The sequence below is a fragment of the Streptomyces sp. NPDC007205 genome (assembly GCF_040634095.1).
Lineage (GTDB): Bacteria > Actinomycetota > Actinomycetes > Streptomycetales > Streptomycetaceae > Streptomyces.
The window spans coordinates 12,537-28,710 of sequence record NZ_JBEYEW010000049.1 but is presented as its reverse complement, the minus strand read 5'-3'; the positions used below and the strand labels follow the sequence as shown (position 1 = coordinate 28,710).

Below are 16,174 nucleotides of genomic sequence, written 5' to 3'. Positions count from 1 at the left end.
CCGGCCGCCGCTCGCGGACCGCGAGGGCGTCCAGCCGCAGCCGGGCCGCCGACTGCGCCGCCAGCCGGACGACGGCCGCGATGACGTCGGGCGGCGGCGTGGCCAGCTCCTGCGGAACCGTCAGCTCGCCCTCGGGCGGTGCCGGACGCGTGGCCGCGCCGCCGTCAGCGGCCGTCGACCACAACAGCACGCGCAAGGCGGTATCGACCGCGGTCATCTTTCACCCACTGTTCGCATTCGCGCATCGAGTCGCCGGAGCGTGCGTAGAAGCGCAGCAGCCGCTCCTCGCTGGTGAGGTTGATCAGTCCGGCCACCTGCCAGGGCTGGCGGAACGTGCCGAGGTGCAGATCGACGTCGATGCTCGACAGACCCGACTCGTTGCCGGAGAAGAGATGCGTGTGGTACCAGCCCATGAGCTGCCGGTCCTGACCGGAGGCGGTGATGCGCTGGTTCACCTCGCGGAAGGAGTCGCCGGTGAAGGTGAAGTGCAGTGCTCCGGCGCCCGCGTGCTCGGCGGGTGTGACCTCGGTGATCTCCACGAGATAGCGGTCGGCCGGCGCATCGGCGTCGTCGTCCGCCCCTTCCGCACGCTCCGGGCCGAGGACGCGCAGGACCTTGCCGAGCAGGAAGCCGCCCTCCTCCAGCCGGCGGGAGAGTTTCATCTCCTGCAGATGGCCGTGGATGTCGCCGGACAGCAGGACCGTCACCTGGCCGAGCCCGGCCGCGTCGATGCCCAGGTCCGCCGGGTCCACGCCGGGCACCGGCGGCTCGGCCACCTTGCGCACGGTGAAACTGCGCCTGCTCTCGCGGAGGTTGAGGTCCATGGTGCCCTCGACCTCGGGGGTCGAGCGGCCGAGTGCCAGACCGCTGAGGGAGGGGTGGTCGATGCAGAAGCCCCACACCTGTTCGTCGGCGTCGAGCTGCTGCACCACGTGCTGCAGGACCGGGCCGAGCAGTTCCCGCACCGGGTACTCACGGTCGATGACGGTCTCGCCGCCCTGGGAGACGATCACCCCGAGACGCCCGATCTGGCTGCGCAGGTTGTGGATCGTGCGCGGGCCGTCCACCAGCCGTGGGTCCGGCCTGCGGACGTAGCGCAGATGCATGATCAGCGGCTCGTCGACGTCGCTGTCGGGCAGGTCCCGGCGCAGCCCTTCGACCATCAGCGAGGACAGGGTCATCTTGCCGACCAGGTCGAAGGACGTGCCCTTGTAGAGCAGCACCATGGCCGTGCCGGCGCGGTTCTCCTCACTCATCCGCGCTCTCCTCCACGCGCTGGACCTCCAGGAACCGGGAGCGGTCGGCCCGCTCGGTCAGGCCCGCCCGGGCCAGCCAGGTGGTGCCGCCGATCTCCTTGATGCGCTCCTGGCCGTCCCAGGAGAACGCCCAGGCGGCGGCGCCCGCGTCGAGGTATCCGCCGCGTTCGATGATGTCCTGCACGAGGCTGTCGAAGTCCCGGGCCATCCGGTAGTCGTGCGGCAGGATCTCGTAGTTGCGGTAGCGGGCCATGTCGATGAGCATCTGGCACAGCGAGTACATGCTCAGGTCGGGTGTGTAGTCCGTCATCAGCGGGCCGAGGCACACCGCGCCCTTGCGGTCCTCGTCGCGGGCGATGTTCGGGTGGAAGACGTCGGAGCGCCAGCGCACCAGCGGGGCCTGGATGGGGAATTCGGCGGGCATCCAGATGTCCAGCTCGTGCTGGTCGATGCGGCGGGGTTCGAGCGGCCAGGTCTCCAGGTCGTCGGGCGGGGCGAAGCCGGGGACGTGCAGCTCCACCCGGTACTCCATCGGCACCCGCTCGTCGTCCATGGCGACCAGTGTGAACTCGTCGTGGTCGGCGGCGAAGTCGACGATGTCGTCGCGGGCCCTGACCAGAGCCTCGTAGCGCAGCAGGCCGTCGACGCCGGCCGTCGACTCGGCGGACATCTGCAACTGGCCGCCGTCGCGCACCCCCTGGTTGTAGAGCGGCTGCTCGGGGTCGAGACGGCGGGCCTCGCCGCTCTCGTCGCGGAAGTCGACGACGGCGCGCAGCAGATGACCGTTGGCGTCCTGGGCGACCTCCGGCCGGTACTGCGCCCAGACGGCGGGGACGAGGTCGCTCGGCAGGGTCGTGTTGGGCACGTACGGGATCTCGAACTGCTGGCCGTCGGGACCCATGACCTCCAGGCGGGTGTACAGGGTCGGGCGGAAGTCGTACTCGCCGTAGAGCACTTCCACGTCGGGTGCGATGCGCGCGGCCCGCTCGCGCAGCCGGTCCAGCAGGTCCGGGAGCATCGCGGCGACCCGGTAGGCGGCCTGCCGGTGGCCGGCGTACAGCTGGACGGCGTCGGCGTCGATCAGTTCGCGCACCAGTCTGAGGAGATCGGGGTAGGCGTCGCTGCCCACGAACTCCACCGTGCGGTACAGCGTGTCGGCGTTTCCGGCGGTGCCGCCGTGCTCCCGGTCCTCCTCCAGGAAGGCACGGATCTTCTGCAGAGCCTGGTTGCCGGGCCAGCGGGCCAGCACTGTCTCCAGCAGCTGCTGGACACCTTCACGCGGTACGGCGCCCAGCTCCAGCGCACGCACCACCTGCCGCCAGTAGGCGCCGACCTCCTGGCCCGCGTCCCAGCGCGGCCGGGCCTGCTGCGGGAAGTCCATGTCGTCCAGGACTTCCTCGGCCTCGGTCTGGGTGCGGTAGAGCTCGCCCAGCAGGTTGACCAGTTCGCGTTTGATCTCGGAGGGCAGCTTGCCCGCCTCGTAGGTCATCGGGGTGTTCCTCTCCCGTCGGCCTCGGCCAGTTCCAGGTAGCGGATTCCGCGGGCGCGGCCGGCGTCGAGGACCGGCAGGATCTCGCGTGGCGCCACGCCGAGATCGGCGAGCCGGGCACGCGGGGGCGCGTCGGCGAGCCGGGTGGACTCGCGCGGGGGCGGGGAGCCGGGCAGCGGCGCCCAGGTCATCACGGTCTCCTCGGGGGCCAGATGGTCGGTCAGGTCGGCCGCGGTGGACAGCACCGTGTCCGGGACGGGAGCCACCAGGTCGGCGGGGATACGGCGGTGCAGGGGACAGTCGGGGTCGCGGGGCACGGTCACCGGGGTCGCCGTACCGCCGGCGGCGTCCACCCGGATCACGCCCGGGCCGGTGGTGGCACCGCACAGCAGCCGTACCGCGGTCACCGCCAGCCAGGAGCCGATCAGCGCGGACACGGGGGCCGAGGCGCCGGCCTCGGGTACGACGGCGTCGGCGCAGGCCCACGGGTCGTCCTGGGCGGCGCGGTCCCGGGGGGTGAGGCCGCAGCCGAAGCAGGGCCCGGACGGCTCGTACAGCCGTATCTCGCCGCCCCAGGCGCTGGTGCCGCCGTCCAGCAGCGCGGCGCCCACCAGGTGACAGCGGCCGGCGAGCTGGAGTCGGGCCGCCAGGCTGTCCAGGCAGCTGACGACCAGCGAGGCGTCCCGCAGTTCGGCCAGTCCCACCCCGCTGACCAGGGGTGCGGTGCGGGCCTCGGCCCGGGTCACCGGGGACAGTTCGGCGAGCCTGCGGGCCGCGGTGGGCGCCTTGGGCCGGCCGATGTCGTCGGCGCGGAACAGCGGGGCGCGGCTGAGGTTGGACTCCGAGACCTCGTCGGGGTCGCACAGCACCAGGCGGCCGACGCCGGCCAGGGCCAGCGCCTGGGCGCACTGGCTGCCCAGGGCGCCCACGCCGCACACCACGACGGTGGCCTCGGCCAGCCGCTGCTGGTCCCAGCCGGTGATGAGGGCGTGGCGGTCGAAGCGTCCCATGTCAGTTCCGCCTCAGGTTGCGGAAGTTCATGGGGCACTGCTGGACGGTCAGTTCGCTGCGCCACTGCTCGAAGCAGCCGAGGCCGCGCGCCGGGTCCTGGTGGACGGCCTTGCGGCAGCCGGGATCCCCGGGCGAGCAGGGACAGACGACGACCGTCTCGAACAGCCGGAAGGTGTGGGTGCACACGAAGCAGGCGTTGCGCTGCCGCGACTGCCCGAGCACCGGGTCGCCGGGCATCAGCCGTACGGTGTGCAGGGTGTCCGGCCGGGGGTCGGTGGTGTCGACGCCGCGGAAGAAGGCAGCCTGCGCCCCGGAGTCGGACGGGTCGGCGGGCGGGGCCTCGCCACTGCAGGGCAGGTTGCGCAAGTGGTGGGTGACGTCGGTCAGTCGGCCGTCCTCGGCGTGGCGCAGATAGACGGTGTCGTCCAGCCGGAAGGTGTGGCCGCACACCCGGCAGGGGGCGCGGCGCGCGGAGCCGGGCCGCCGCCAGGTGCCGAGCCAGCGCGAGTCCACGGTGGTGGAGGCCGGGCCGTCGGCGCCGGCGACCTGGGGGTTGTCGCCGCGCTGCAGCCCGCGCTCGAAGGCGCTGGCGACGTCGGCCGGGGCGGAGGTGACGGGAGGCGTGTCGGGCGTCGTCATGCCGCGCGGCCCCTTCGGGAGCAGTGGTGCACCTCGTCCGGGTCGTGGCCGTTCAGCAGGAGGGCCGCGCGGGCGGCCGCGCAGGCCCGGTCCACGTCGGTGGAGTGGGCCAGGGATGCGTAGAAGCCCTCGGCGAAGGCGAGGGCGGCGGCGTCGGGGAGTTCGCCGCTGGTGCCCACGACGGTGTCGGCGCAGTCGAGCAGTCCGTCCGCGTACGCCGCCGACCAGCAGGCGTTGAGGACGACGCAGTCGAGCGGCGCGTGCAGGGCGAGGGCCGCGGCGAGCGCCCGTACCGGGACCGGGGCGGAGGTGCCCGTCTCGTCCTCGAAGAGCAGCCGGCCGTCGTCCGTGCCGTGCCCGGCGAAGTGCACGATGTGCGGCCGGACCGCGTGGAGCTGGGGCAGGACGTCGGACACCCGGGCCGCCGGGTGGGCCTCCACCGTCAGCCGGCCGGCGGAGCGGGCCGCCGCCTCCCGGATGACGCGCTGTTCGGCGCCGATGCGCAGCCTGGCCTCGTCGAGCGGCGCGGACATCAGGCACAGGATCCGTAGTGCCGTCGTCGCGTCCCGGCCGGCCAGCGCGGCGAGGCCCTGGTGTCCGGGGTACCGGGCCGCCGCCGCGGTGACGAGGTCGGCGGGCGTGACGCCTTCGAAGCGGCCCTGGTCGACGGTCCGGCAGACCGTGCGCCACCAGGAGGCGGCGGGCAGCTGGGCGAACGGCGGCAGCAGGGCGGGGCTGATTCCGAGGTCTTCGAGAAAGGCGTGACTGCTCGACACGTCCGGAAACAATTCGCCCAGTGTTTCGAATGCGCCGGCATCGCGCAGTTGTGTCCATGTCGGACTGGCCATCTGTTCGTCCCCCGAGCCAACTACCGTCACGTATCGCGCCGTTGGTGAGAAGGGTACGCGCAGTGACGCCCGGCGGGTGTAGTTTCGGATTCCGCAGCACACTTATCGGGGGCGGGTTTGATCGAGCGTCTGGAAATGATCACCTGTGGTGGCCGCGATGCCGGAAAATCGATCTTCGAGATCGATTTCGATCCCCAGGGGGAAATATCCCGGGACGGGTTCCGGGAGCGCCACGGTCTGCTGGTGCACGGCGGCGGCGAGCGGGTCGTGCAGCGCATCGCCCACACCGACGCGGCGCGCCGGGAACTGGAGCGGACCGTCAGAACGGCCGACGTGCTGGTGCGCCGGCTCGGCATCACCAGTTACCCGCCCGAACTCAGCCGCGTCATCGGGTACCGCCCGGACGGCCGGGCGCCCTATCTGGTCGCCACCCGGCGCGGGCGCCCCCTGTCCGAGATGGGCGACCGGTTACCGCTGGAGGCAGGGCAGTTGTGGGCCGTCGTGGACGGCATCCTCGCGGTGCTCCGGCACCTGAACGACCTGCGTCTGGTGCACCGGGACATCCGGCCCGGGACCCTGTGGTGGGACGGAACCACGGTGCAGCTGGCCGACTTCGGTCTCACCCTGGACGAGGGCGAGCCCCGCGGCGCGGCGGCCGGCACCGACCCCTGGCGGTCCCCGGAACAGGCCAAGGGCCAGGGCCGGGCCGACTGCCGGGACGACGTCTACTCCGCCGGCACCGTCTTCTTCCACCTCGCCACCGGCGAGGAGGCCACCACGGCGGCGGACATGCGCGACCGGGTGCGCTGGCTCGACGCCGGCCAGCGCACCCTGCTGGAGGGGGTCTTCACCGACGAGGCGCGCCAGCGCGTCAGCGCGTACACGCTGCGGCTGCGGCGCGACACCCAGGCGGGCCGGAGCACCGGCCCGGGGCCGGGCACAGCCCGCCCGCCCCGGCTCGCCGAGGTCGAACAGCAGGCCCGCCAGCACTTCCACGAGCTGCGCGCCCGGCAGCACGCCTTCAGCCAGCGGCAGCACAGACAGTCGTACCCCCAGCCGCCCGCCACTTCCCCGCGCCCCGGCCTCGTGACGCCCTTCGCGGCCAGGAGGGCCGTCGTCCTGTCCGTCGCCGCGGCCGTCCTGGTCCTCGGCGCGCTGATCGCCGTCCTGGCGCTGACCTGACGGGAGGAGTGACATGGCAGCAAAGGTGAGGTGCCCCATCTGCCTCAGCATGGTCGACTGGGCGAGGGCCGAGACCGTCACCCTCACCGCGGACGGCCGGCCCGAACCGCTCGCCGCTGTCGAGGGCGAGGACGACGTGCTCCGGAACCACCGCCGCCTGGACGCCTACCGGCTGTGCACGGGCGGCGGTGAGCCGCACGTCCTGCCCGGCCGCTACGGCGACTTCGGCGAGCCCCTGGTCATCGGCGTGGTCGGCGAGTCCGCGGCGGGCAAGAGCCATCTGCTCGCGGCCATGCTCGGCATGCTCTCCGACGTCGACCGGATGGCCCGCCTCGGCCTGGTCGTCGGCGGACTCGACCTGAAACTGCACCAGCGCTATCTGAAGGACGTCGTCCGGCCCTTCCTCGACCAGGGCCAGGGCCTGGCCGGAACCCCGGCCCAGCCGCCCGAGTTCACCGACGCCCTGTGGATCCACAACAGCAGAACCGACCGCAACTTCGCCGTCGCCTTCTTCGACGTCTCCGGCGAGTGGCTCGCCGACCACGACGCCGAGGTGCCGTTCCTCGGCGCGGTCAGCGCGCTGGTCTTCGTGGTCGACCCGACCCGTATCCGCGGGCTGACCGCCGCCAGCGGCAGCGTCACCGGCGACCCGTCCTTCGGTGTCGTCCTCGACAAGATCGGGCGGCTGCACGGCGTGGACGGCTCCCAGTTCCTGCCGCTGCCGGCCGCCGTCGTGGTCGGCAAGTGCGATCTGCTGCGCCACCACGAGCCCCTCGTCGACCGCTGGTTCCAGAACACCTCCCCCGACGAGGAGCTGCAGCTCGCCACCGTGGAGCAGGAGAGCGAGGACGCCTACGCCTTCCTCAGCTCCCGCGGCGCCGCCGGCTGGCTCGCCCCCTTCGTGCGCTGTGCCCGCTCCACGCTGCACTTCGCCACCGCGACCGGCCACAAGGCGGTCGAGGCGGACGGCGTCCAGCGCTCCCCGCACGGGAGTTTCGCGCCGCGCCGGACTCTCAAACCCATGCTCGCCCTCTTCGCCATGTGCGGGGTCCTCGACCCCCACGCCCTCGGCCAGGGAGCTGTCCGATGACGACGGTCGACCAGATCCTCTTCGGCTGGGCCGAACGGGACCACGAAGGCAACGCCGGGGTCCGCCCGGTCGCGCACTCCGGGCTGCGCACCCTCGACCGCTGGGCCAAGCGGCTCCAGTACGTCTGGGCCACCCAGGACGGCCAGGGCGAACAGCCGGAGGACTCGGCCAGCCTCGTCCACCTGGTGTTCGACGACGAGGCGGCGGTCCTGCGCAAGCTGCCCTCCCGCAACCCGCACGGCCGGGGCGGCGCCACCCTGACCCACGTCCTGGTCGGCGACCCACGCGCGATCGACGCCGGGCTCGCCCTGGGACTGCACGACTGGCCGGGCTGGCGGGACCACGAGCCGGACGGCACCGGCGCGGACCTCGCCACGCTCGACCTCGACGACCTCAGGGAGGCGGCGCGGCCCGGGCTGGCCGCGCTGCGCGGCCGGGTCACCGAGGTCCCGGCCGAGCAGCTCACCGCGCTCGTCGCCCGGGTGCTCGCCGAGCCCGCGGAGGACTTCAGCGTCCTCACCCGGCCGCAGCTCGCCCTGCCGACCATGACGGCCCTGTTCGACATCGCCGGACCGGTCTCCGGCCGGCCCTGGACCTTCGCGAGCCGGGAGTCCACCGACAAGGGCGGCCATCAGCCCCGGGTGGTGTTCCTCGGCGCCCGGCCGCCCCAGTCGATGTACATCAACCAGCGCCGGCGCGTCGATGTGACCGAGCCCCCGCCGGACACGGACACCGCCCGGTTCGCCGCCCAGCTGGTGGAGCTGTACCGGGATGACGGACACGCGGCGCTGGAGCGGATCCGCCCGCGCCACCCGCTGCACACCGCGCAGGACGTGGACGCCTGGCGGCGGACGGTGCCGATCGTGGACGGCCGGATCGCCGACCCGCGGGTGCGCCTGGACGTCTTCCTCGACGACTCGCTGCTCGAACGGGCCGTCGAGCGTGGCGTCCTGGTCCATGAACGGGCCCGCATGACCGGCGAGTTGCGCCGGCAGCCCGTGGAGTGGCTCCAGACGGCACTGCGCCGCTGGCGCCGCCTGGAGCGAAGGGCCGCCCGCCACCCCGAACTGCGGGACCTGCTGCTGAGCGAGGCCGTGGAGGCCTGTCTCGCCGGTCAGGGACCCGACGGACTGGTGGCGGCGACGAGGGACGCGGAACCGGCACCCCCGGTGGTGGCCAGGGTGTTCGGCCGGCAGGTGCCGCCCCCGGGCCTGGACCTGAGCCGGGCCGGACACCGGCGGCTGCTGATCGTGGCCCTGGCCCTGCGCATGCCGCCCGATGCGCTGGACCACCCCGACCTCCTCGCGGCCAGCCCCGCGGCGGAGCTGCTGGACCTCGTCGAGCACTACGCCGACCGCTACCCGGAGGCCATGCACGTGGTGCTGCGCCACCTCGCGGACGCCGGTGAGAGCCCGGTCACCGCGCGGCTGTGGTACGAGCAGGGCCTGCTGCTCGATCCGGTGGACCGTATCGCCGGCGGCGACCGTGTGAAGGAGGTCGACTGCTTCCGCCAGCTGCTCCTCGCCGCGCACGGCCCGCGGCTGGACCGCGAGGCCGCCGCGACCCTGGTGGAACGCGCCGGAGTCCGGGCTCCGCTGGGCCTGTACGCCGCCGCACTGGAACTCGCCGCGGACGACGGGGCGCAGCAGCGGATCCGGTACGAGCTGTCGGAGCAGTTCCTCCGTGCCGAGGGCTACCCCCGCCCGGGCATGGGATCCCCGTACGGGTCCCGGCCGGGCGGACCGGTACTCGGCGGCAGGACGACCGCACCGGCCGGGCCCGGCAAGCAGCCGGGCTACGGTGCACAGGCGGGATACGGCGCACAGCCGGGCTACGGCGCACAGCCGGGCTACGGCGCACAGCCGGGCTACGGCGCACAGCCGGGCTACGGCGCACAGCCGGGCTACGGCGGACAGCCGGGCTACGGCGCCGCCGGCCCGGTCCCGTCCACGCCGGGCCGGCCCCGGCAGGAACCGCCCGGCACGGGCCCCGGCTCCCGGCCGCCGGACTCCGCGGATGCGGGCTCGTACCCGCCGCCCCCCTCCCCCACGCCCACGCACACCGAGTGGGCACATCCGGCCGAGCCGGGCTCGACCCGGCCGCCCGCGCCCGCTGCGAGCCCGGGGGCGGACCACCACACCCAAGCAGTCGTCCCCGAACCCGCGCAGTGGGGCTCTCCGGCGCCGCCGCAGGAGCCGCCCGCCCGCCGAAGGCGCGGGCTCGGGGGGCTCGGTCAACTCGACGGTGTGACCGTGATCTTCGTGTCGGTGCTGCTCCTCGTGCTGTTCGGCACGTTCGCCGCCATCCTGCTGACCTCCATGCCCTGACTCCATGCCCTGACCTCGGACACACCCGCCGCCCCTCCCTGCTCCCCACCCCGACCGCCGGACGACACGAATGACGCCGCATGACATCGACTGAAGAGGCAACACCGCCGAGCCCCGGGCCGGTTCCCGCGCAACGCACCGGCCCCGCTCCGGAGCTCGACGGCATCGCCGGGCGGATCCGCGCCCTGGCGAACCGTGCCCGCACCGACGGCTCCGACACCCGGGTACTCGACCGCGTCGTCGCCGACCTGGAACGGGGTGGCACCACCCTCGCCGGCACCGATCTGGTCACCGCCTACCCGCCCGAGGTGCTGCTCCCGGACGCGCCGTCGAAGGGCCGCGGCTCGCTGGAGGGCTGGCTCGGCGTCGCCCGCGACGTGCTGGTGTTCGCGCCCATCGCGCTCACCTGGTGGCGGCTGCGCGGCGCCCTGGACGCCTACGACGCGACCCGCAGCCAGGACCCCTTCCTGCTCGGCTGGGCCCGCGGCTTCCCGCAGGGCAGCCCGCCCGAGCCGACCACCGTGACCCTGGGCACCTCCGCGCTGCACGTCACCCTGCTCATCCTGGCCGTCGTGCTGCTGACCCTGGTGCTGCACGCCCTGCAGCGCAGCCGGGAGCGGCGGCTGTCCCGTGAGGCGGAGCGCGGGCGGCTCGCCAACGAGCTGGCCCTGGCCACGTTCCTGCTCGCCACGCCCGCGCGGCCGGCCGGCAAACCGCTGGACAGCCGGAGCGCCGAGAAGCTCGCCTCCCAGCTCAACGCCGGTACGGAAGCACTGCAACTGGCGTTGCACCGGACCTCCCAGGAGATCACGGCCGCACTGGAGACCGGGCCCGGCAGCAAAATCCAGAGTGCCCTGGACGGCTGGACGAAGACGGTCGACGAACTGACCCGGCTGATCCGGGGGCTCACCCCGCCCAGCCGGCTGGCCCAGGACCTGATCCGGATCCGGGAGCAGAACGCCGAGGACGAGGCGAAGCTGCGCGCCGCCATCGAGACGCTCGTCGGCGACCTGCGGCGTACCCAGGAGGCGACCGGGCAGGAGATCCACCGGCACGACCTCGCGGTCGCCGCGGTCCGGGAACTGGCCCGCAGCCTCGGGGAGACGCTGCTGGTCTTCACCGAGCGGGCGGAGAACCTGGTGGACTCCACGCGGAGCATCTGGCAGCTCGTCGACCGCCTCGAACGCCGCTACGGGGCTCCCCCGCCCGACGGCCGGGACAACGCGGACCCGCCGCCGTACCGGGACGGGCCGTGAGCCCCCGGCCGCCGCAGCGGGAGGCCGGCGGGCGCACCATGCTGCTCGCCGGGTGGCTCTTCGCCGATCTGCTCCTGCTGCTGCTCGTGATCGCGCTCGGCTCGCTGCCGCGTGAGCACCGCACGGGCGCGGCGCCGAAGCCCGGCACACCGTCCAGCCCGCCGCCGAGCACCCAGCCGGCGGAGCGCGGGCTGGTGCTCAAGCCGTGCAGCTTCACCGTGCGGACGGGCAGCGCCGGGTCCGTCCGCAAGCAGTTCGGCGCGCAGCTGCGGGGGGCCGGGGTGGCGGACCGTACGGCGGGTTTCGTGCTCTCCTTCGGTACGGCGCCGGATCCGGGGCCGGGCCAGGAGGCCGCCGACAAGGTCAACTCGATGATCACCGGCGGGTTTTCGCACTTCAGGCACGCGCCCAAGCGGGGTTACTGGAAGGGCGGGCCGTCCGGCAAGGTCAGGATCGACGTCTTCTTCCTCGCCACCCCCGACGGCGACACCTCGTTCCCGAAAGGGTGTCACTCCTCGGACGACGGCAGCTGACCGGCCCCGGTCACGACGGTGGCTGGGGCCTGGATGCCCGGGCGGAACTTCGGGACGCGGAGAGTGATCTTCGTGCCCGCGCCGACGCCCAGTTCCACGGGGACGTGGTCGCCGAAGGGGGGCGCCGACGGCCTGGGCGCCGGCCGGCCCGTCCTCCGCGGCCCGGCCGAGCCGGCGCAGGGCCTCGGTGGGTCCCGCCGCGGGGCACCACGCTGCCGGCCCGCGGATCCCGCCCCAGGAGGTACAGCAGTTCCTCGAGCGCGGGCTCCTCGTCGTCCACCGCCAGCACACTCAGGGGCACGTCGCTCGCGCTGATCTCCGTCGGCTCCTTCCCTTCCTACTTGAGGCCGCTGAGCATGACACCCCGGATGTAGTACTTCTGCAGCAGCAGGAAGAGGACCAGGACCGGCAGGATGCTCAGGACCAGGCCGGCCATGACGACGGGCATCGTGCGGGTCGGGTCGACGTGGTCCTGCAGGAGCTGGATGCCCACGGGCAGCGTCATCACGTCCGGGTTCGCGGTCGAGACGAGCAGCGCCCAGATGTACTCGTTCCAGGCGTCGACGAAGGTCAGCAGCCCGAGCGTCACCAGGACCGGGGTGGTCTGCGGCACGACGATCCGCCACCACACGGTGAACTCCCCGGCCCCGTCGATGCGCGCGGCTTCCAGGACCTCGTCCGGGATCGAGAGCATGAACTGGCGGGTGAGGAAGATCCCGAAGCTGCTCACGAGGAACGGCATGGCGAGCGCCACGATGCTGACGGTCAGTCCCGCGCCGCCGCGCCCGGAGAGGTCGTTGCCGCCGGCCAGCGGCCAGTGCACCAGGATCAGGAAGTGCGGGATGAAGAAGAGGAACGGCGGGAACATCATCGTGGACAGGACGAGGCGGAAGACGAAGTCCCGGCCGGGGAAGCGGAGTTTGGCGAGCGCGTAGCCCGCGAGGGACGACGTGAGCAACACCGATCCGGTGATCAGGGCGGTGGCGACGACGCTGTTGCGGAAGAGCACGGGCAGGTCGAGCTGATGGATCGCCGCCCGGTAGTTGGACAGGTCGAACGCCTCGGGCAGAAACCGGTACGGCAGCGTGCCGGCCTCGCCGGGCCCCTTGAAGGACGTCATCACCATGTCGAGGAACGGCACCACCGTCAGCACGGCGCCGGTCACGACCACCAGGTACGACAGCCACGGGAAACGGCGGCGGCTCATGCGTCCTCCCCCTCTCATGCGTCCCCCTCGTCTCATGCGTCCTCCCCCTTGCGCCGGTAGATCCACAACTGCACCAGGGTGACCAGGAGGACCACCACGAACAGCACGAAGGCGGCGGCGCTCGCGGTGCCCCACTCGCCGTAGCTGAAGGCCTGCCGGTACATCTCCAGCGCGGCCACATTGGTCGCGTCACCCGGGCCGCCCTGGGTCATCACGATGATCAGCGCGAACGACTGGAGGCCGGTGAGGAACTGGGTGATGCACACGAACAGCAGGGACGGCCGCAGCAGCGGCAGGGTGATCCGCCGGAAGACGGTGCCGGGCCCGGCGCCGTCGAGCGCGGCGGCCTCGTAGTACGACTCGGGAATGGACTTCAGCCCGGCGGTCAGGACGAGGATCGCCGAGCCGACCGACGCCCAGGCCTGGACGACCACGACCGAGGGCAGGGCGGTGTGCGGGTCCTGCAGGAACGCCACCGAGCCGAGCCCGACGGCGTTGAGGACACCGTTGACGAGACCGCCCGGCTCGTACATGTACTTCCACACGTTGCCGACGGCGACGACGGTCGTGACGATCGGCAGGAAGTACAGGGTGCGCCACAGCCCTTGGAACCGCAGCTTGTCGATGCAGGTGGCGACGAGCACCGAGCCGGCGAGCGCGAGGGCCACGGTGCCCAGGGCGAACAGCAGCGTGTTGGTGAGGATCGGCACCAGGAACGTCGATCCGTTCGCGAACAGGCCGGTGAAGTTGTCCAGGCCGACCGGATCGATGTCGCCGAGCTCGAACCCGGCCCAGCGGGACATCGACAGCAGCAGCGCGAAGCCGAGCGGCAGGATCAGGAAGACGGCGAAGAACAGCAGCGCCGGCGCCAGGAAGAGGTAGGCGACGACGGCCTGCCGGTGCCGGCTGCGGCCGGCCGGTGCCGGGCCGGCGGGCTGTGACGCGGCCGCCGGCCGTCGGGCCGTCTCCGGCGCCAGGGTGTTCACCATGAGCGCGACACCTCCTGGTCGACCTGACGGCGGATGGTGCGCAGTGCTTCGTCGACCGACTGCTGACCGGTCCACAGGGCCTCGATGTTCTTGCGCAGCAGCGACTTGGCCTGCTGTGCGCCGGGCACGTTCGGCTCCGGCACCGCGTACGCCAGCGCGTCCAGGAACGGGAGCAGGTTCGGATCGCCGCCCTGGCCCAGGAGTGTGCGCATGTCGTCGGCGCGGCCGGTCAGGGAGCCGACCGACACCTGCAGGGCACTCATCCGGGTCGCCGTGGCGCCCTTCTTGACGCGCACCTTCTCGGTGTTGAGCCAGCGCAGGAACTCCCAGGCCTCGCGCGGGTGTTCACTGGCCGTGTTGACGCCCAGCATGAAGCCGGTGGAGAGCGTGGCGCGTGGGTCGTCCGCCTCGGGGACGGGTACGGGCGCGACGCCGACATCGCGGTAGTCCCTGCCCATCAGGGGCTTCAGGCTCCCGGTCCACCAGCCCGCGCTGATCACCATGGCCACGCGGCCGGAGGGGAACGCCTGGTAGACGTTGACGCCGGGGTCGCTCGCCCCTCTGCCGAGGAGGCGGTGCTCCAGTTCGAACACGGCCCGGCCGGCCGGCGCGTCGATGGCAGTGCGTCTGCCGTCCGCGGAGACGAACCTGCCGCCGGCGGCGTTGAGCAGGGCAAGGGTCTGGCCGACGGTGGTGGAGTCGTCGTAGGCCGACAGCCCGAACCCCTGGACCAGCGTGTTGCCGTACCGGTCCCGCCGGGCGGTGCGGTACGCCGTCTCCTCCAGCTGGCGCCAGGTGCGCGGCGGGCCGTCGAGGCCGGCGTCGCGCAGCAGGCGCCTGTTGTAGTAGAGGGCGTAGGTCTGTACCTCGGTGGGGTAGCCGTAGACCTTGCCCGCCACCGACGCGGCGCCGACCGCGGCCGTGTGGTAGCCGCGCGTGATCTCCTCGGCGTGCTCGTCCGGGGCGGCCCGCAGGACGCCGGCCCGGACGAGCTGGCCGTTCCACAGGCAGTACGGGTGCAGGATGTCGGCGCCCTGGCCCGCGGCCTGCCGGACCATGAACGTGGTCAGCAGGTCCGTGAACTCGACGGCCTTCGTCCGCACCTTGACCCGGTCGTGCGTGGCGTTCCACTCGTCGACCGGGCCCTGCAGGGCTTGCTTCAGCTCGCCACTCGCGTAGTGGGAGAGCACGGTGAGGACGATCGGGTCCCCGGGCCGGCCGGTGCCCCGGTGCGGTGCGGCGCATCCGGAGACGAGCAGCGCGGAGGGGAGCGCGAGGGCGAAGTGACGGCGGCTCAGGCCGCCCGTGCGGCGGCGGCCGTGCCGTGCCGGCGTCACCGGGCGGCCTCCCGGCGCAGCACGCGGAACACCCGGGTCGTGGTGAAACCCGCCGTGCGGTACAGGTGGCCCGCCGGGGACCGTTCGCCGGTCCACAGGAACCACGCACCGTGCGCGCCGCGCGCCCGCATCCGCTCCAGGACCAGGTGGAGCAGGACCTTGCCGAGTCCGGTGCCGCGCATCTCCTCCAGCACGCCGAACGGGCCGAACCGTTCGTCCGCCGACGCGTACGCGCCGTGCATCGCCCAGCCGACCAGGCGGCCCGAGGGATCCCGGGCGACGACGATCCGGTCGGACGGTGTGCCCGCGGCCAGACACTCCCGGATCGCGCGCGCCCAGTCCGGGTTGAAGTGGTTCCCGGCGAGCGCGACCAGTTCCACCAGGTCGTCGTCGGTGGGGGTGGCGAACCGGTGGCCCTGCGCCGTCAGTTCGGCCAGGCGGTGGGCGACCTCGTCCGGGAGCCGGTAGCCGACCAGGCCGCGGTCCATGGCCGCCGCCTCGTAGAGCGTGCGGAAGCCCAGGGACTCAAGGAGCCTGGCCGCTTCCGGGTAGATCTCGGCGTCCAGGCCGGGGAGGACGTAGTTCGGGGTGTACGAGGAGAAGTCCGCCCGGGTACGGCCGTGGCCGTGCAGCCAGTCCAGGGCGTCGGTCAGCAGCCGGCGGCCGAGGCCGCGTCCGCGGGCGGCCGGGTCGACGAAGAAGAACGGGATCCAGCCCTGCTCCGGCTCCAGGTCGGTGCCGGTCATCGGGGTCAGCCGGCGCACCGCGTAGGCGGCGCCGACGACACGGTCGCCGTCGACGGCGACCCGCAGCCCCTCGGGATCGAAGTTGGCGTCGAGCAGCACCAGGGAGCGGAAGCGGTCCGGGGTGATGGGGTCGGCCGGCGCACTCCGCCGCCAGACCTGCACCAACTGCGGACCGTCACCCGCCCGAAAGCCACGGATCCCGGCCCGGGACGTCGTCGTGCGATCGGTCATCGACGGGGTTGTCCTTCCCTACCCGGATCGCCC

The 16,174-nt window shown here is 73.0% G+C and carries 15 protein-coding genes and 1 pseudogene; 5 read left to right on the top strand and 11 right to left on the bottom strand.

Annotated elements, in window-relative coordinates:
* The 6 genes from ABZ624_RS38165 to ABZ624_RS38140 form a co-directional block, all read right to left on the bottom strand.
* Nucleotides 1–190: hypothetical protein (locus tag ABZ624_RS38165; RefSeq protein ID WP_360099414.1), on the bottom strand; the 190-nt coding region annotated here is incomplete at its 3' end.
* Nucleotides 165–1,256: a JAB N-terminal domain-containing protein gene (locus ABZ624_RS38160; RefSeq protein WP_360099412.1), complete on the bottom strand. Its 1,092-nt coding sequence runs from the start codon at nucleotides 1,254–1,256 to the stop codon at nucleotides 165–167. The genes ABZ624_RS38165 and ABZ624_RS38160, both read right to left, overlap by 26 nt.
* Complete coding sequence (locus tag ABZ624_RS38155; protein ID WP_360099410.1) at nucleotides 1,249–2,745, bottom strand: effector-associated domain EAD1-containing protein; 1,497 nt, start codon at nucleotides 2,743–2,745, stop codon at nucleotides 1,249–1,251. Before ABZ624_RS38155 ends, ABZ624_RS38160 begins: the two co-directional genes overlap by 8 nt.
* Complete coding sequence (locus ABZ624_RS38150) at nucleotides 2,742–3,755, bottom strand: ThiF family adenylyltransferase (RefSeq protein WP_360099408.1); 1,014 nt, start codon at nucleotides 3,753–3,755, stop codon at nucleotides 2,742–2,744. The genes ABZ624_RS38155 and ABZ624_RS38150 overlap by 4 nt, the downstream gene beginning before the upstream one ends.
* A gap of 1 nt (nucleotide 3,756) precedes the next feature.
* Nucleotides 3,757–4,395, bottom strand: coding sequence for a hypothetical protein (locus ABZ624_RS38145; RefSeq protein ID WP_360099406.1), 639 nt, complete (start codon nucleotides 4,393–4,395; stop codon nucleotides 3,757–3,759).
* The gene (locus ABZ624_RS38140) at nucleotides 4,392–5,243 is read right to left on the bottom strand and encodes a CHAT domain-containing protein (protein WP_360099404.1); all 852 of its coding nucleotides are present in this window, start codon (nucleotides 5,241–5,243) and stop codon (nucleotides 4,392–4,394) included. Before ABZ624_RS38140 ends, ABZ624_RS38145 begins: the two co-directional genes overlap by 4 nt.
* A gap of 135 nt (nucleotides 5,244–5,378) precedes the next feature.
* Between ABZ624_RS38140 and ABZ624_RS38135 the strand changes: the two genes are divergently transcribed.
* The 5 genes from ABZ624_RS38135 (at nucleotide 5,379) to ABZ624_RS38115 (ending at nucleotide 11,631) form a co-directional block, all read left to right on the top strand.
* Entirely contained in the window at nucleotides 5,379–6,425 is a 1,047-nt protein-coding gene (locus tag ABZ624_RS38135; RefSeq protein WP_360099402.1) for a protein kinase, read from the top strand.
* A 13-nt stretch (nucleotides 6,426–6,438) separates the two neighbouring features.
* Entirely contained in the window at nucleotides 6,439–7,515 is a 1,077-nt protein-coding gene (locus tag ABZ624_RS38130) for a hypothetical protein (RefSeq protein ID WP_360099400.1), read from the top strand.
* Entirely contained in the window at nucleotides 7,512–9,842 is a 2,331-nt protein-coding gene (locus ABZ624_RS38125; protein WP_360099398.1) for a hypothetical protein, read from the top strand. Before ABZ624_RS38130 ends, ABZ624_RS38125 begins: the two co-directional genes overlap by 4 nt.
* Before the next feature lie 80 nt (nucleotides 9,843–9,922).
* Nucleotides 9,923–11,098 carry a hypothetical protein gene (locus tag ABZ624_RS38120; protein WP_360099396.1) on the top strand — a complete coding sequence of 392 codons (1,176 nt, stop codon included), beginning with the start codon at nucleotides 9,923–9,925 and terminating at the stop codon, nucleotides 11,096–11,098.
* The gene (locus ABZ624_RS38115) at nucleotides 11,095–11,631 is read left to right on the top strand and encodes a hypothetical protein (RefSeq protein ID WP_360099394.1); all 537 of its coding nucleotides are present in this window, start codon (nucleotides 11,095–11,097) and stop codon (nucleotides 11,629–11,631) included. The genes ABZ624_RS38120 and ABZ624_RS38115 overlap by 4 nt, the downstream gene beginning before the upstream one ends.
* 144 nt (nucleotides 11,632–11,775) lie before the next feature.
* On the opposite strand, the pseudogene ABZ624_RS38110 reads toward ABZ624_RS38115, so the two are convergent.
* The 5 genes and pseudogenes from ABZ624_RS38110 to ABZ624_RS38090 form a co-directional block, all read right to left on the bottom strand.
* Nucleotides 11,776–11,947, bottom strand: a pseudogene (locus ABZ624_RS38110) (DNA-binding response regulator); the annotation flags it as partial.
* A 21-nt stretch (nucleotides 11,948–11,968) separates the two neighbouring features.
* Nucleotides 11,969–12,838 (bottom strand): carbohydrate ABC transporter permease, encoded by an 870-nt coding sequence (locus tag ABZ624_RS38105; protein ID WP_360099392.1) that lies wholly within the window; start codon nucleotides 12,836–12,838, stop codon nucleotides 11,969–11,971.
* Nucleotides 12,839–12,870: 32 nt separating this feature from the next.
* Nucleotides 12,871–13,827 (bottom strand): sugar ABC transporter permease, encoded by a 957-nt coding sequence (locus ABZ624_RS38100; RefSeq protein WP_360099390.1) that lies wholly within the window; start codon nucleotides 13,825–13,827, stop codon nucleotides 12,871–12,873.
* Nucleotides 13,821–15,164: an ABC transporter substrate-binding protein gene (locus ABZ624_RS38095; RefSeq protein WP_360099388.1), complete on the bottom strand. Its 1,344-nt coding sequence runs from the start codon at nucleotides 15,162–15,164 to the stop codon at nucleotides 13,821–13,823. Before ABZ624_RS38095 ends, ABZ624_RS38100 begins: the two co-directional genes overlap by 7 nt.
* The gene (locus ABZ624_RS38090) at nucleotides 15,161–16,141 is read right to left on the bottom strand and encodes a GNAT family N-acetyltransferase (protein WP_360099387.1); all 981 of its coding nucleotides are present in this window, start codon (nucleotides 16,139–16,141) and stop codon (nucleotides 15,161–15,163) included. The genes ABZ624_RS38095 and ABZ624_RS38090 overlap by 4 nt, the downstream gene beginning before the upstream one ends.
* Between the last annotated feature and the right edge of the window lie 33 nt (nucleotides 16,142–16,174).

Excerpts from the sequence above, each read along its gene's own strand:
- ABZ624_RS38160 (WP_360099412.1), bottom strand. The coding sequence starts at position 1,256 with ATGAGTGAGGAGAACCGCGCCGGCACGGCCATGGTGCTGCTCTACAAG.
- ABZ624_RS38155 (WP_360099410.1), bottom strand. The coding sequence starts at position 2,745 with ATGACCTACGAGGCGGGCAAGCTGCCCTCCGAGATCAAACGCGAACTG.
- ABZ624_RS38150 (WP_360099408.1), bottom strand. The coding sequence starts at position 3,755 with ATGGGACGCTTCGACCGCCACGCCCTCATCACCGGCTGGGACCAGCAG.
- ABZ624_RS38145 (WP_360099406.1), bottom strand. The coding sequence starts at position 4,395 with ATGACGACGCCCGACACGCCTCCCGTCACCTCCGCCCCGGCCGACGTC.
- ABZ624_RS38140 (WP_360099404.1), bottom strand. The coding sequence starts at position 5,243 with ATGGCCAGTCCGACATGGACACAACTGCGCGATGCCGGCGCATTCGAA.
- ABZ624_RS38135 (WP_360099402.1), top strand. The coding sequence starts at position 5,379 with ATGATCACCTGTGGTGGCCGCGATGCCGGAAAATCGATCTTCGAGATC.
- ABZ624_RS38130 (WP_360099400.1), top strand. The coding sequence starts at position 6,439 with ATGGCAGCAAAGGTGAGGTGCCCCATCTGCCTCAGCATGGTCGACTGG.
- ABZ624_RS38125 (WP_360099398.1), top strand. The coding sequence starts at position 7,512 with ATGACGACGGTCGACCAGATCCTCTTCGGCTGGGCCGAACGGGACCAC.
- ABZ624_RS38120 (WP_360099396.1), top strand. The coding sequence starts at position 9,923 with ATGACATCGACTGAAGAGGCAACACCGCCGAGCCCCGGGCCGGTTCCC.
- ABZ624_RS38105 (WP_360099392.1), bottom strand. The coding sequence starts at position 12,838 with ATGAGCCGCCGCCGTTTCCCGTGGCTGTCGTACCTGGTGGTCGTGACC.
- ABZ624_RS38100 (WP_360099390.1), bottom strand. The coding sequence starts at position 13,827 with ATGGTGAACACCCTGGCGCCGGAGACGGCCCGACGGCCGGCGGCCGCG.
- ABZ624_RS38090 (WP_360099387.1), bottom strand. The coding sequence starts at position 16,141 with ATGACCGATCGCACGACGACGTCCCGGGCCGGGATCCGTGGCTTTCGG.